This is a genomic window from Marinobacter sp. LM1, from assembly GCF_042763285.1.
GTDB lineage: Bacteria > Pseudomonadota > Gammaproteobacteria > Pseudomonadales > Oleiphilaceae > Marinobacter > Marinobacter nauticus.
Genome location: NZ_CP114373.1, coordinates 282,772 through 296,033, shown reverse-complemented (window position 1 = coordinate 296,033; position 13,262 = coordinate 282,772). Strand labels below are relative to the sequence as shown.

Sequence of the window (13,262 nt, the reverse complement as noted above, 5' to 3'; positions counted from 1 at the left end):
TTTGAGGAGATATCATGGCATTTCTGAATTACAACAACCGCACCATTTGCTATCGCCTGCTCGGTCATTGCGAAAAGCCATTGTTGGTGCTGGCGCACCCTCTGGGCATGACCCAGGGGGTGTGGGACGACATGCTGCCGGCACTGCTGGAGCGTTTTCGCGTTTTGACCTGGGACCTGCCCGGTCACGGTGCCAGCAGCGCCTGGCCGGAATCTGCCGGAGACATCACCCCGGAAGACCTGGCCCAGGAAGCCCTGATTCTGGCAAAAGAGGCGGGCAGCACCCGTTTTCATTTTGCCGGCACATCCATAGGCGGCGTTATCGGCCAGCAGCTGGTTGCCGAGCACACTGACCGGCTGATTTCCGCGGTTCTCACCAACACCGGCGCCATCATTGGCACACCGGAAGCCTGGGGACAACGCGCTGCCAATGTTCGGGAGAAAGGCCTGGCAGCCATGGCCGGAGAGATCGTGCCCCGCTGGTTCGGACCGAACGCCAGCCGGGAACAGCCGGCGCTGCTGGACGGCTGGAAAGTCATCATGGGGCGGGGCGACGCCAACAGCTATGCCCTGTTGTGCGAAATGCTGGGTAAAGCCGACTTCCGGGAGAGGCTACGGGGCCACAAGGTACCGTTATTGCTGATTGGTGGTTCAGAGGATCTGGCAACACCGCCGGAGTCCCTGAAAGCACTGGCCCAGTTCAGCGGCGCGCCAGAGCCGGTTATTCTGGACGGTATCGGGCACGTGCCTTCCGTTGAATGCCCTCTGATTCTCGCCTCGCAACTCCTGCAAAGCCTGGATTAACCGGGGGGGGCGGGCGAACGCCCGCTCCCCGGGAACTCTGGTTCACTTCTGTCCCATGCCAGGTCAGAAGTGAATCACCGACCGGATGCTTTTACCCTCGTGCATCAGGTCAAACGCCTTGTTGATGTCTTCCAGCTTCATTTCGTGGGTGATAAACACATCCAGCGGGATCTCACCTTTCTCGGCTTTTTCCACATAGGATGGCAGCTCGGTACGGCCTTTCACGCCACCAAAGGCGGAACCGCGCCAGACCCGGCCGGTTACCAACTGGAACGGGCGGGTACTGATTTCTTCACCGGCACCGGCCACTCCGATGATGGTGCTTTCACCCCATCCCTTGTGACAGGCTTCCAGCGCGGCGCGCATCAGCTTCACGTTGCCCACACACTCGAAGGTGTAATCGGCACCGCCATCGGTCATTTCGATGATGACTTCCTGGAGCGGTTTGTCGTAGTCGTTAGGGTTAACCACATCGGTAGCACCCAGCTGTTTGGCAATATCAAACTTGCCCGGGTTGATGTCGACTGCAATTATCCGACCCGCCTTGGCCATGGTTGCGCCGATGATCGCCGCCAGGCCGATGCCGCCCAAGCCAAAGATAGCCACAGTCGCGCCTTCCTCAACCTTGGCCGTGTTCAGCACCGCCCCAATGCCGGTGGTTACGCCGCAACCCAGCAGGCAAACCTTGTCCAGGGGCGCTTCCTTGGGGATTTTGGCCAGGGAGATTTCCGGCAGTACGGTGTACTCTGAAAACGTGGAACAGCCCATGTAGTGATACAGCGGCTGGCCCTTGTAGGAGAACCGGGAGGTGCCGTCTGGCATCACACCCTTGCCCTGGGTTTCGCGCACCGCGCCACACAGGTTGGTCTTGCCGGAGGTGCAGAACTTGCATCTACCGCATTCGGCGGTGTACAGCGGGATCACGTGGTCACCCACTTCCAGGTCGGTCACACCCGGCCCTACGGCTTCAACAATGCCGCCGCCCTCGTGGCCGAGAATGGTCGGAAACAGGCCTTCGGGATCGGCGCCGGACAAAGTGTAAGCATCGGTATGGCACACGCCGGTGGCCACGATCTTCACCAGCACTTCGCCTTCTTTGGGCGGCGCCACATCCACTTCCACAATTTCCAGCGGTTTGTTGGCCTCAAACGCCACAGCTGCGCGGGATTTGATCACGTTCACTCTCCTGTTGTCCGATTGTTCCGGCGGGCCGAAATGCATTAACGTTGAACTGTAGCACGCTTGTCGCGGACAGGCCTGCCTCTGAGTCAATCTCATACGCAACCCCTGTCGTATGGTTTTGTGTCGTCGATGATGAGGAATACATCTTGCGAACGCTCTACTGGTTTACCCGCGACCTTCGATTGCATGACAACCCGGCCTTGCTGGCCGCAGCCCGTTCAGACATGTTGTTGTGTGTCTTTGTAGTAGACCCGCGCTGGTTTACCGGTGACCGGTTGCAGTGCCGTGCCCTGGGTGATCATCGTTGGCGCTTCCTGTGGCAAAGCTTGATGGCACTGGAACGTAGCCTGCGGCCTCTGGGGCAACGAATGCATATCGCCTGGGGCGAACCGGAAATCGTTCTGCCAGAGCTGGCCCGGGAGCACGGCGTGCAGCGTTTGATCCGCTCACGCCTACCCGGCACCGAAGAAGCCGCGCAGTGGCAGGCCCTCAAAACCCGCCTGCCGGAGGTGACGTTTCAGCAGTTCGAAACCCTGGGCATGTTCACGGAAGGTCAGCTTCCCATGGAACTGGCAGAGCTGCCCGATACCTTCTCGCAATTCCGCAAGCAGGTGGAGAAAGCTGAGCAACCGGACCACACCCTCAGGATCCGAACCGTCAGCGCCCTGCCACCACCCCCGGGATTCCCCGAAGATAACCGGGGCCAGTGCCCGCCGATACCGGAACCGATACATCGGTCACCATTCACCGGCGGTGAGGAAGCCGGCCTGGCACAGCTGCAAGCCTTCGTATTCGGACAACATCGCATTGCCGACTACAAGGAAACCCGCAATGCGCTGGAGGACTGGGACTCATCCTCCAAGTTCTCCCCCTGGCTGGCGAACGGCTGCCTGTCAGTGCGGGAGGTGGTCGCCGCCATCGAACAATACGAACGTCAGCACACCCGTAACGATTCGACCTACTGGCTCTGGTTTGAGCTGCTCTGGCGCGAGTATTTCTACTGGTATGCCCTTAAACACGGGGGGCGGTTGTTTAGCCGCGATGGCGTGCAACGTAAACGCCGCCCGGTGACCTTCTATGGCCATCGATTCAAGGCCTGGTGCGAGGGTAATACCCAATACCCGATTGTCAACGCGGCCATGAATCAGTTGCGGGAAACCGGCTATATCAGCAACCGCGCACGCCAGCTGGTGGCCAGCTGCCTGGTCAATGAACTGGAACTGGATTGGCGTTACGGTGCCGCCTGGTTCGAACAGCAATTGGTGGATTACGATGTTGCCAGTAACTACGGAAACTGGCAGTACCTGGCCGGCGTCGGCGCCGATCCCCGCGGGCTTCGGCAGTTCAATCTGGACAAGCAGGCGCAACAGTACGATCCTGAGGGAGCCTTCGTACATCGTTGGCAGGGAGAGGCTCAACAACCAGTGGGCCTGCATACCGTGGACGCAGCAGACTGGCCAATATCATGACAATACCTGTTAGCCAACCAGAAAGAGTACTGGCCCGGATTCTGGATACCAGCCAGCCAGACACCCTTCTGTATTGCGGCGACACCGCCAGCCGGGTCAGCGAGGTGTGGCACGGGCAACGGGAAGCCGTTCGCTTGCTGGCGCTGGACACCGCGGACCCGAACGCCCGGCTGCCACTGGATTTCGTGCCCGACCTGGCCATTATCACCGACACCCTGGAACATCTCCCCTACGAAGAAGGGGCGCTTTTACTGGGACAGTTACGCAACTATGGCACCCATCAAATTGCGGTATTGGTGCCCCAAACCACAGACTGGGGCTTTACCGACTTCATCGCCCTGGGCTTTCAGCGTCATGCCGATATCGAAAGCGAGAACGGCGCACTCACGCTCTATACCTACAATCTGGATACTTACAATCATAAACGGGCCTGGAACAATCCCGATAACTGGGCCAATCCGGAAATGTGGGGAAAAGCGTGGTGGTAGATACAAATTCGAAACCCTTGAAGCCCAGTACAATCCGAATCGGTACCCGTTACCGCGCGAGCCGGCTCGATGGTCCCTATGATGCGGTAGTGATCGGCTCCGGTATCGGCGGTCTGACCACCGCCGCCTGCCTGTCCAAAGCAGGCTACAAAGTACTGGTGTTGGAACAGCATTACACCGCCGGTGGCTACACCCACAGCTACGCCCGTAATGGCTACGAGTGGGATGTGGGCGTGCACTACATAGGCGACATGGGCGCGCGCCACACCCTCGGCCGCCGGCTGTTCGATTACATCACCGACGGCAAGCTCGAATGGGCACCGATGGATGAAAACTACGACCGGTTCTTTCTGGGCGACAAAGTGGTCAACCTCAGGGCCGGCAAGGAAGGCCTGAGGCACTCGCTACTGGCGTCCTTCCCGGACGAAGAAGAGGCCATCGACCGTTACCTGGCTCTGCTCGGCAAAGTGGCCGATGGCATGCAGTGGTATACCCTGTCCAAGCTGTCGCCCGCTCTGGCAGGCCCACTGGTCTCCAGGGGGCTAAAGACAGTGCTGCCGGACTGCTTCAACCGCACCACCTATGACGTATTGCGGGAACTGACCGATAACGAGGAGCTGATTGGCGCCATTACCGGCCAGTGGGGCGATTGTGGGGTAACCCCGAAACAGTCGAGCTTCATGGTGCACGCGCTCATTGCCAAACATTACCTGTACGGCGGTTTCTACCCCGTAGGCGGTGCCTCGGAAATTGCCAAAACCATCATCCCGGTGATTCAGTCCGGCGGTGGTGACGTGCTCACCTACGCCGACGTGAAAGAGATCCTGGTCGAAAAGGGCAAAGCCGTGGGTGTGCGCATGGCCGATGGCCAGGACATCCGGGCACCTTTGGTGATCAGTAACGCGGGTGTGATCAATACCTTCGAACGTCTGATACCCGAGTCCGTCGCCGACAGCATTGGTTATCCCGGCAACCGGGAACACATCAAGCCCTCAATGCCCCATATCGGTCTGTATATAGGCCTTAAAGGCACGCCAGAACAGCTCGGTTTACCGCGCACCAACTTCTGGATTTACCCGAGCGCCGACCACGATGGCAACGTCGAACAGTTCCTGAAAGATCCCCGGAACACGCCCTTCCCGGTAGTCTACATCTCGTTCCCGGCAGCCAAAGACCCGGATTACCAGAACCGCTGGCCCGGCACCTCCACCATTGAAATTGTGGCGCCCACCACCTGGGAAATGTTCGAGCCGTGGCAGGGCTCCACCTGGGGCAAACGGGGCGAGGATTATGAGGCTCTGAAGGCTCGGATCACCGAGCAGCTTCTGGAAGTCATGTACGAAAAACTGCCCCAGCTTCGAGGTAAAGTCGACTATGTGGAAACCTCCACACCACTGTCGACCGCCTGGTTCTGCCGCTATGAGCAGGGTGAGCTGTACGGGCTGGACCACACGCCAGAACGTTTCGAGCAACGCTGGCTGAGGCCGAAAACCGACATCCCCGGACTGTACCTGACCGGGCAGGATATTCTTACCTGTGGCGTGGTCGGGGCAATGATCGGCGGGCTGGTTACAACCCTGGCCGTTCGCGGCCTGAAAGGCGCGGGGTTGGCCAAGCGCATTTTCGTGGGTTAAGCGTGGCCAGAGCACTGTGTACCCGCTGCGGCCTGCACCCGAACACCTGCGTATGCGAGGTTTGCGAGCAGGTCGACAACCGCCATCGCGTCATCATTTTGCAGCACCCGTCAGAAGTCGGTCACAGCAAGGGTACGGTGCGAGTACTTCAGCAGTGCCTGACCCGGCTGGAGGTACTGGTCGGCGAGAGCCCTGAGTCGTTTTCCGGTCAAGGCTTGGAGCGTCTGTTAACCGAAACCCGTTCCGGACTTCTGTTTCCATGTGCTGACAGTCAGCCCGTGGAGAGCAACGCGGCAGGCCAGATCGACCAGTGGCTGGTTCTGGACGGCACCTGGCGTAAAGCCGCTAAAATCCTGTACCTGAACCCGCAGCTCCGGCAGTTGCCCTGCTTTCATTTCGCTGATCCACCGGCTTCGCGTTACCGTATCCGAAAGGCACCAAAGGCCGGGCAACTATCAACCGCAGAGGCCGTCGCCTACCTTCTTACACTAACCGAGCCCGCCACGGATACTGAGCCATTACTCAGAGCTCAGGACGCACTGATTCGAAACCGGCTGGCCTTCGTTCCAGGCCACCACAAAACCAAAGGCCATGAAGCGCCCGATCCTGAATTCCGAGGAGATCTCACGAATCATTGAAATAACCTGGGAAGGTGACTAACCAGCACGATTTCGTTATGTTGAGGCGATCGCTGAGCAAAGTGGTGACAATGTATGGCATGGATCTCGGATAAAACGGCTGCAAACGAGTTGAAAGAGCAAAGTGCCAAGGTTCACAGAGGCGACCTTGAGGCCCTGCTTGAACGACAGAAAGCCGTTGAAGAGAAAGTCAAAAACAGCGGCAGGCTGAATCGTTTCTCTACCGATATCAAGCTGATGTTCTCGCTGATTCGCGATTACTGGTACGGCCACTACCGGGCCATACCCTGGAAGTCCATCGCTGCGGTCGCCGGAGCGTTGCTGTACGTGCTGAATCCGCTGGACCTGATTCCGGATCTGATCTTCGGCTTCGGCCTGGTTGATGATGCCGGTGTGGTTGCCTTGTGCCTTAAACTGGTCGAATCCGATCTGCACCGCTACGCTGCATGGAAGGAGCTTCACTCATCATAGGATGAGGGAGCAACCGGGCATTGATTAATAATCAACCAGGGAGTATTCTCCCGCCCCCTTAATCGTCACCTGCACAGTTCTGGAGTTACTGTGGATTTCGCCACCCTTATCGGCCTCGTCGGCGCCATTCTTCTGATTTCTTCGGCCATTATCCTGGGCGCATCGCCAGGCATGTTCATCAATCCGCCATCCCTGCTGATTGTGATCGGCGGTACCTTGCTGGTGGTTCTGGCCAAATTCAGTCTTGCCCAGTTTTTTGATGCCTTCAAGGTGGCAGCCCGAGCGTTCAAATTCAAACTACCCGAAACTCAGGCCAGCATCGAAGAACTGGTGGAGATTGCCAGCATCGCCCGAAAAGAGGGCGTTCTTGGTATCGAAGGGAGGGAGGTCAGTAGTCCATTCCTGGGCCAGGGTATTCAGATGCTGGTGGACGGACAGGACGGCAACACCATCAAGCAGCTCCTCAACAAGGAACGCCTGATGACACTGGAACACAACCGGTCGGGCGCGAAAGTGTTCACCGCCATGGCAGATGTGGCTCCGGCCATGGGTATGATTGGCACGCTGATTGGCCTGGTGCAGATGCTGTCCAACATGGAAGATCCCAAGTCTATCGGGCCGGCCATGGCCGTAGCCCTGCTGACCACGCTCTACGGCGCCATGATCGCCACAATGATCGCTACCCCCATTGCCGACAAGCTGTCCCTGCGCATGACGGAAGAGGCGCGCATGCAGTCGCTCTATATTGATGCCCTCGTTGCCATCCAGGAAGGCACCAACCCGCGCATTATCGAGCAGATGCTGTCCAGCTATCTTTCGCCCAAAGAGCGGGCCAGAAACGGCGATGCGGAAACGGCAGGCGGTTAAACATGGATGATTTGCCAGAAGAGGAAAAGCCCGGGATTCCTGCGTGGGTTGTCACATTTGCCGACCTGATGTCGCTGCTGATGTGCTTTTTCGTATTGCTCCTGTCGTTTTCGGAAATCGACGCCCAGAAGTTCAAACAGATCGCCGGTGAACTCTCCAAGGCCTTCGGGGTGCAGCGGGAAGTGCCTGCGCTTGAGATCCCTCAGGGCACCAGCCCGATCTTCGACAAGTTTTCGCCGGCGCCGCCAGAGCCCACTGTGGTCAATGAAGTCAAACAGACCACCACCGACGTACAGCCCGAAATCCAGACTCTGAAAAGCCCCGAAGAGAAAGCCATTGAGGAATCCATCCAGGAACAGATGGACGCCAACATGGCCCGGATTCTTGAAGTGCTGGAACCGGCGATTATGGATGGCCGGATCAACGTCTCGGAAGATCAGCGCCGCATCATCATTCGCATTGAGGAGAAGGGCTCGTTTGCCTCAGGTTCAGCCCAACTAACCTGGGAGTTCGAGGGCCTGCTGCTGGATATGGCGGAGGTTCTGGCCGACATGCCCGGCGACCTCGCCATTGAAGGCCATACCGATAACGTGCCCATCCGCACCGAACGTTTCTACAGCAACTGGGACCTGTCCGCAGCCCGCGCCGCCGCGGTGGCTAATGTTCTGCTGGCCCGGGAGCAAGTGACTCCGGACCGCATCCGGGTGACCGGTCTGGCCGACACCGAACCACGGGTACCCAACACCTCGCCGGAAAACCGAGCCAAGAACCGGCGGGTTGAAATCGTTATCGATCTGTCCAAGCCCATGGAAGAGCAGGAACTGCGCCTTCGCGAGCTGATTCGTTCCGAAAGCGAGTCGCAGGAAGCCATTATTGGCATTGAGCCCGGTCGGGATACGCCCAGCGAGATTACCTGGTAGTAAAACCTTGCCTCGCGCCCTATCCAGATTGGTGCACAAGCCCTTGATGCGCACGCCTCTGGTGCACTTTGACGCAGATAAATACCTCCCTCGGCGCCCTCAGGTTCTCCAACCCCCCTGCAGTACTTGATATGCATTGTTTTGGAACAGCACTTGCTTAAGCCGCACCCCAACAATGCACAACGGCTCATCAGAAGCCGCGTAATCAAAACACTCAGGAGAAAAACCCGTGGACATCACGAGTGCCGTACACACCCTGACCGAGAGCGCCAACACGCTCTTCATTCTGATTGGCGCCATTATGGTGCTGGCCATGCACGCCGGCTTTGCGTTCCTGGAAGTGGGCACAGTTCGCCACAAAAATCAGGTCAATGCCCTGGTTAAAATCATGACCGACTTCGGCATATCCGCAGTCGCCTATTTTTTCATCGGCTACTACATCGCCTATGGTGGGCACTTTCTCAATGGCGCCGCCGAACTCACCTCCGCCAACGGCTATGAACTGGTCAAATTTTTCTTCCTGATGACCTTCGCCGCGGCCATTCCGGCGATCGTTTCCGGCGGTATCGCAGAGCGTGCCCGCTTCTACCCCATGCTGATTGCCTCGGGCCTGATCGTGGCCTTCGTCTATCCTTTCTTTGAGGGCCTGATCTGGAATGGGAACTTTGGTTTCCAGGCCTGGCTGGAGAACCAGTTTGGTGCGTCCTTCCATGATTTCGCCGGCTCCGTTGTGGTGCATGCTGTCGGTGGCTGGATTGCTCTCGCTGCGGTGCTGCTGCTCGGCGCCCGCACCGGTCGCTATCGCAACGGTCGGGTCGTGGCCTTTGCCCCTTCCAACATTCCGTTTCTCGCCCTCGGCGCCTGGATTCTGACCGTGGGCTGGTTTGGCTTTAACGTCATGTCGGCCCAGACTCTGGACGGCATCAGTGGCCTGGTTGCGGTCAACAGTCTGATGGCCATGGTGGGGGGTATTCTGGTTTCCATGCTGCTCGGCCGCAAAGACCCTGGCTTCATTCACAACGGTCCGCTGGCCGGACTGGTGGCGGTGTGCGCCGGCTCAGACCTGATGCACCCCGTCGGCGCCCTGATTACCGGGGGCGTGGCCGGTGCCATCTTTGTCTATCTGTTCGAGTGGGCACAGGCGAAAATCGAGCGGCTGGATGATGTTCTGGGTGTCTGGCCCTTGCATGGCGTATGCGGTGTCTGGGGCGCCATTGCCTGCGGTATCTTCGGCCAGGAAGCGCTCGGGGGCCTGGGTGGCGTCAGCCTGATGTCGCAGATTATTGGCTCGGTGGCCGGTGTGATCGTGGCCTTTGCCGGCGGGCTCATCGTTTACGGTGCCATCAAAACCATTAGCGGCCTGAGACTGACAGAGGAAGAAGAGTTCAACGGTGCCGACCTCAGCATTCACCGTATCGGTGCCAATGCCGTTGAGTGAGTTTCCGGGCCTTATTGTGCCTGGTAACCGGTAAGCTCCATGTAACCCACGCCGGAATGGCTTCCGGTGACGGAAACCGGACTCTCCCAATACGGGTAGAGTCCGGAGTTCCGGTAATCTCCGGCCGGTGCCGAAACGTCAAGATTCACGCCGAAATCCGGCAGGGCTATCTGCCAACGGCGAGGATATCCGGATAGCTCGCCCGCAGCGGCCATCTCAATCTGCTCCACGCCCAGTGCCACCGGCTCGCCCGTGGCTGGAATCCAGGTACCGGAGCGGAACGCCTGTTGTGCTTCCCGCAACTGGAACACCATCAGCTTGTCCCCCGAATCCAGATGCAGGGCAAACCAGTCCCAGCCCTGCTGGCCGGCTTTGAGAAACTGGCTGCTCCACTCCCGGTCGAACCACCCGGTGCCCGCCACCGTCAACGTCTCGCCTTCGAGGGTGACCGTTCCCTCGATTTTCAGGTCTAACAGGCTGAAGTACATGGAGCCTTCGCCACTGGCGGATTTAGCGCTGAAACCCTCGTCACCATGGGCCACGGGATCACCCTGAGGCTGCAACAACAGGTCATAGGACCAGTGCTCCGTGGCGACCGACAGGCGCCAGCCTGCGTTTCCGTTTGCTGGCCTCAGGTGCCAGTGATCGAGCCAGACAGAAAAGGGTTGAGCAGTGGCACCGGCGTGCCCGATGTCGCCTCTGGCCAGCTTTTCGGCAAAGCGGTGCTGACCGTTGTAGCTCACCGCAGCATGGGCCATCCAGGCAGCCTCCAGAGGCCAGAGTGCCGGCTGCGGCGGTTCGGCATTGACGGGCCTTGGAGTCAGAGCCTGCCGGAACTGTGTCCATTGCAGCCCCAGGGGCTTACCGTTTTCGGTTTCCAGATTTGCGGTGAGATACCACCATTCAATGCGGTGCTGTGGATGGGAGCCGAAATCGGCGGGAAAGGAGAGCCGGTCTCCGGGCCCCGGCTGCAGGAACTCAATCTCGCTGTCGGAATCCGCCACACCAGCGAGGCCGGCGAAACCGTTCGGCTCTTTAGATCGATCACAGGCGGTGAGCAGCAGAGCCAGAAACGCGATAACGAAACGCTTCATCGTTCACCTCCCTGCAGCCCATGGGCGGACTCCGGCGCCGAACCCGGGCGACGCAGCTGCAGGCACATCAGCAAGGCAATGCTGAGGCCGATGATCAGAGCCAACACGGCCAGCTCGATCCAGAACCCCGGGTACACCGCCATCGGCAGTGACCAGCCAAAAGCCAGCGGATTGATGCGCTGGACCAGAATCCAGGTGAGCCACACGCCAAGCGGTAGTGCACAAACCAATACCGCAAAAATCAGCGCCAGGGAAACCCGGGTGAGCTGGGCCGCGGCCTGGCGTTGGGGCATACCCCAGACGATCAGCAGCCGGAAATACCAGGCGCGGGTAGAGAGGAAGACCCACACCATCAGCAACAACGCGGCGGCTGCCAGAATAAGCGTGAGGGTAGTCATGGCCCGGGTCAGCAGGAAGGTCTGGTCAAAAATATCAGTGGCCAGGGTCCGGATGGCCTGATTATCCCTCACTGTCAGTTGGGGGGTATGCCAAAGCCGGGCCAGTTGCGCCTCAACCACTTTGATCTCTTCGACGCCCGCGCTTATCGACAGGCTTCGAAAGCGGGCTTCAAAGTCCTCAGGCAAGAGACTCGCCAGCACCAGCACCTCACCGGAGGGCCGTCCGTAATCCGGATAAACGGCCAGCACCGGAGCCTGAAACCGACGGGCGCCAAGCCTGACAATGAGACGGTCGCCTACTGCAAGCTTTTGCCTTCTGGCCAACTGCTCATTGACCATTAGCCCCTTGCCCCGCGCCAACGCCTGCCAGGGCGTTTCTGTTTGCGCCAGCAAGCGCCAGTTTTGCACCAGGTGACTGACCGGCCCGAGGGCAAACACATCGACAGGCACCGGCTCACTGCCTGGTGCTGCCTGCACGCTGGCCCGCCCCCGAATCACCTGATGCCACGATTCCGGACTCACCAGCTCCGGCTGCGCCGTCAGCCAGCTTGCGGCAGCGGTGATATCCGCCCCTGGCGGTACTTCAATGTAGTAATCCGCTTCCAGCCGTTGCCCCAGCCACTGATCAAAGGTGTCCTCGAACGTGGTTACCAGGGCATGAACCGCCAGCACCAGTGCCAAGGCAAACTGCAGGGCCACCAGCGGTAGCGCCAGCCGACGCACCAGGACTGCGACTTCCTGTAGGCGCCAGCGAATCAGCGGATCCCCGGTGTTACGGGCCAGCCAGCGGACAACCCCGGCAATCGCCAGCGGGGCCAGCCAACCGGCAGCGAGAAAAACCAGTGCCACCGCCAGGAACAGCCAGATCAGAGTTGGTGCCCACAGAGATACTGCCAGCCCCAGGGCCAGTAGCACCGCAAAAAATGCCGGTTGCACCCGAGTCAGGAGCGACCCCGACGAGTCCCGAACGCCCGCCAGGCAAGCGGCCACGATCACCGCCACCATGGTCAGGGTTGGCAGCCACCAGTCCTCCCCTCCACCGGCATAGAGCGGACGATCGAACAGGCCTTCCAGGGCCTGCCCAAAGCCATCTGCCAAAACCAGTGACAGCGCCCGCCCCAACCAAACCCCGGGCAGTATGCACACCAACGCCAGCAGCAGGTTTTCCACCAGCAACAGTCGGCTGAGCTGGCTCCTGTTCACGCCATAGCGATACAGCAAAGCCAGGCTTTCCCGGCGTTGAGCCAGACCCAGAAGGAACACACTGCGCAACAACAACGAGGTAATCAGCAGGACCAGCACTCCGAGCGCATCCAGGTTGAGCAGAAAACTGTCACCCAGCTCTGCCGTGTCCGGCGCAACGGCGAATGCCTGATAGCGGTAGCCCGCCGGTGGTGGCGTCTGACCGTCGGCTTGCGACACCAGCAGAACCAGGGCCGATGCTTCGGCTGAGGCCTGGGCGGCGGCTTCGCTGATATCGACGAAGGGCTTGCCATCGAGTTCGCCCTGCCAGGGTGCTGGCGTGTGTTCCGGCTCGGCAAAGCAATGGGCCGCCAGCGGATCAATGCCCACCAGCCGGCCGCGCCCCGGTACCAGCACTTCCTGCCATGGCATCACGCACAGGCCCTGGCGTCGAAGGGTGACAAAGTCCTGCACCGAGACCGGCTGGCCGTCCTCACGCACCACTTGCTGGCGCTCGGCGACAGCGCTCTCGCTCTGTTCAAGGCTGGCCCTGGCCTGGCTGGTGAGGTGATGTATTCCAGTCCAGAGCGCGGTGGCAAGCAGGATCATGGCGGCCAGCGCGGCCAGCTGCAGGGGGTGACGACGATAATGACTGAACAATGCGATGCGGGGAGACAT

General features: G+C 59.6%; 12 protein-coding genes. 9 read left to right on the top strand and 3 right to left on the bottom strand.

Features of this window, described 5'->3' with window-relative positions:
- Positions 1–14 precede the first annotated feature (14 nt).
- On the top strand, positions 15–803 hold the full coding sequence (locus OZ656_RS01290) for an alpha/beta fold hydrolase (protein ID WP_379944899.1): 789 nt from the start codon (positions 15–17) through the stop codon (positions 801–803).
- Positions 804–866: 63 nt separating this feature from the next.
- Here the strand turns inward: OZ656_RS01290 and OZ656_RS01285 are convergent, their stop codons facing one another.
- Positions 867–1,979: an S-(hydroxymethyl)glutathione dehydrogenase/class III alcohol dehydrogenase gene (locus tag OZ656_RS01285; protein ID WP_379944898.1), complete on the bottom strand. Its 1,113-nt coding sequence runs from the start codon at positions 1,977–1,979 to the stop codon at positions 867–869.
- A gap of 152 nt (positions 1,980–2,131) precedes the next feature.
- On the opposite strand from OZ656_RS01285, the gene OZ656_RS01280 reads away from it, so the two are divergent.
- From OZ656_RS01280 to OZ656_RS01245, 8 genes are all read left to right on the top strand, one after another.
- Positions 2,132–3,454 (top strand): DASH family cryptochrome, encoded by a 1,323-nt coding sequence (locus tag OZ656_RS01280; protein WP_379944897.1) that lies wholly within the window; start codon positions 2,132–2,134, stop codon positions 3,452–3,454.
- Positions 3,451–3,942 carry a DUF6231 family protein gene (locus OZ656_RS01275; protein ID WP_379944896.1) on the top strand — a complete coding sequence of 164 codons (492 nt, stop codon included), beginning with the start codon at positions 3,451–3,453 and terminating at the stop codon, positions 3,940–3,942. The genes OZ656_RS01280 and OZ656_RS01275 overlap by 4 nt, the downstream gene beginning before the upstream one ends.
- Positions 3,933–5,576: a phytoene desaturase family protein gene (locus OZ656_RS01270; RefSeq protein ID WP_379944895.1), complete on the top strand. Its 1,644-nt coding sequence runs from the start codon at positions 3,933–3,935 to the stop codon at positions 5,574–5,576. Before OZ656_RS01275 ends, OZ656_RS01270 begins: the two co-directional genes overlap by 10 nt.
- A gap of 2 nt (positions 5,577–5,578) precedes the next feature.
- Positions 5,579–6,214, top strand: a complete 636-nt coding sequence (locus OZ656_RS01265) for a tRNA-uridine aminocarboxypropyltransferase (protein WP_379944894.1) — start codon at positions 5,579–5,581, stop codon at positions 6,212–6,214.
- A gap of 75 nt (positions 6,215–6,289) precedes the next feature.
- Positions 6,290–6,685 carry a YkvA family protein gene (locus OZ656_RS01260; protein ID WP_023010703.1) on the top strand — a complete coding sequence of 132 codons (396 nt, stop codon included), beginning with the start codon at positions 6,290–6,292 and terminating at the stop codon, positions 6,683–6,685.
- Between the two features lie 90 nt (positions 6,686–6,775).
- Positions 6,776–7,552 carry a flagellar motor protein PomA gene (gene pomA, locus OZ656_RS01255; protein WP_014420230.1) on the top strand — a complete coding sequence of 259 codons (777 nt, stop codon included), beginning with the start codon at positions 6,776–6,778 and terminating at the stop codon, positions 7,550–7,552.
- 2 nt (positions 7,553–7,554) lie between these two features.
- Complete coding sequence (locus OZ656_RS01250) at positions 7,555–8,472, top strand: flagellar motor protein MotB (RefSeq protein WP_379944893.1); 918 nt, start codon at positions 7,555–7,557, stop codon at positions 8,470–8,472.
- Between the two features lie 229 nt (positions 8,473–8,701).
- On the top strand, positions 8,702–9,910 hold the full coding sequence (locus OZ656_RS01245; RefSeq protein WP_011783865.1) for an ammonium transporter: 1,209 nt from the start codon (positions 8,702–8,704) through the stop codon (positions 9,908–9,910).
- Between the two features lie 11 nt (positions 9,911–9,921).
- Here the strand turns inward: OZ656_RS01245 and OZ656_RS01240 are convergent, their stop codons facing one another.
- Both OZ656_RS01240 and OZ656_RS01235 read right to left on the bottom strand, forming a co-directional pair.
- On the bottom strand, positions 9,922–11,004 hold the full coding sequence (locus OZ656_RS01240) for a lipocalin-like domain-containing protein (protein WP_379944892.1): 1,083 nt from the start codon (positions 11,002–11,004) through the stop codon (positions 9,922–9,924).
- Complete coding sequence (locus OZ656_RS01235) at positions 11,001–13,262, bottom strand: FtsX-like permease family protein (protein ID WP_379944891.1); 2,262 nt, start codon at positions 13,260–13,262, stop codon at positions 11,001–11,003. The genes OZ656_RS01240 and OZ656_RS01235 overlap by 4 nt, the downstream gene beginning before the upstream one ends.

Bases quoted from the DNA above. Each gene is read 5' to 3' on its own strand.
- OZ656_RS01290 (WP_379944899.1), top strand. From the start codon at position 15: ATGGCATTTCTGAATTACAACAACCGCACCATTTGCTATCGCCTGCTC.
- OZ656_RS01275 (WP_379944896.1), top strand. From the start codon at position 3,451: ATGACAATACCTGTTAGCCAACCAGAAAGAGTACTGGCCCGGATTCTG.
- OZ656_RS01260 (WP_023010703.1), top strand. From the start codon at position 6,290: ATGGCATGGATCTCGGATAAAACGGCTGCAAACGAGTTGAAAGAGCAA.
- OZ656_RS01250 (WP_379944893.1), top strand. From the start codon at position 7,555: ATGGATGATTTGCCAGAAGAGGAAAAGCCCGGGATTCCTGCGTGGGTT.
- OZ656_RS01240 (WP_379944892.1), bottom strand. From the start codon at position 11,004: ATGAAGCGTTTCGTTATCGCGTTTCTGGCTCTGCTGCTCACCGCCTGT.
- OZ656_RS01235 (WP_379944891.1), bottom strand. From the start codon at position 13,262: ATGTCTCCCCGCATCGCATTGTTCAGTCATTATCGTCGTCACCCCCTG.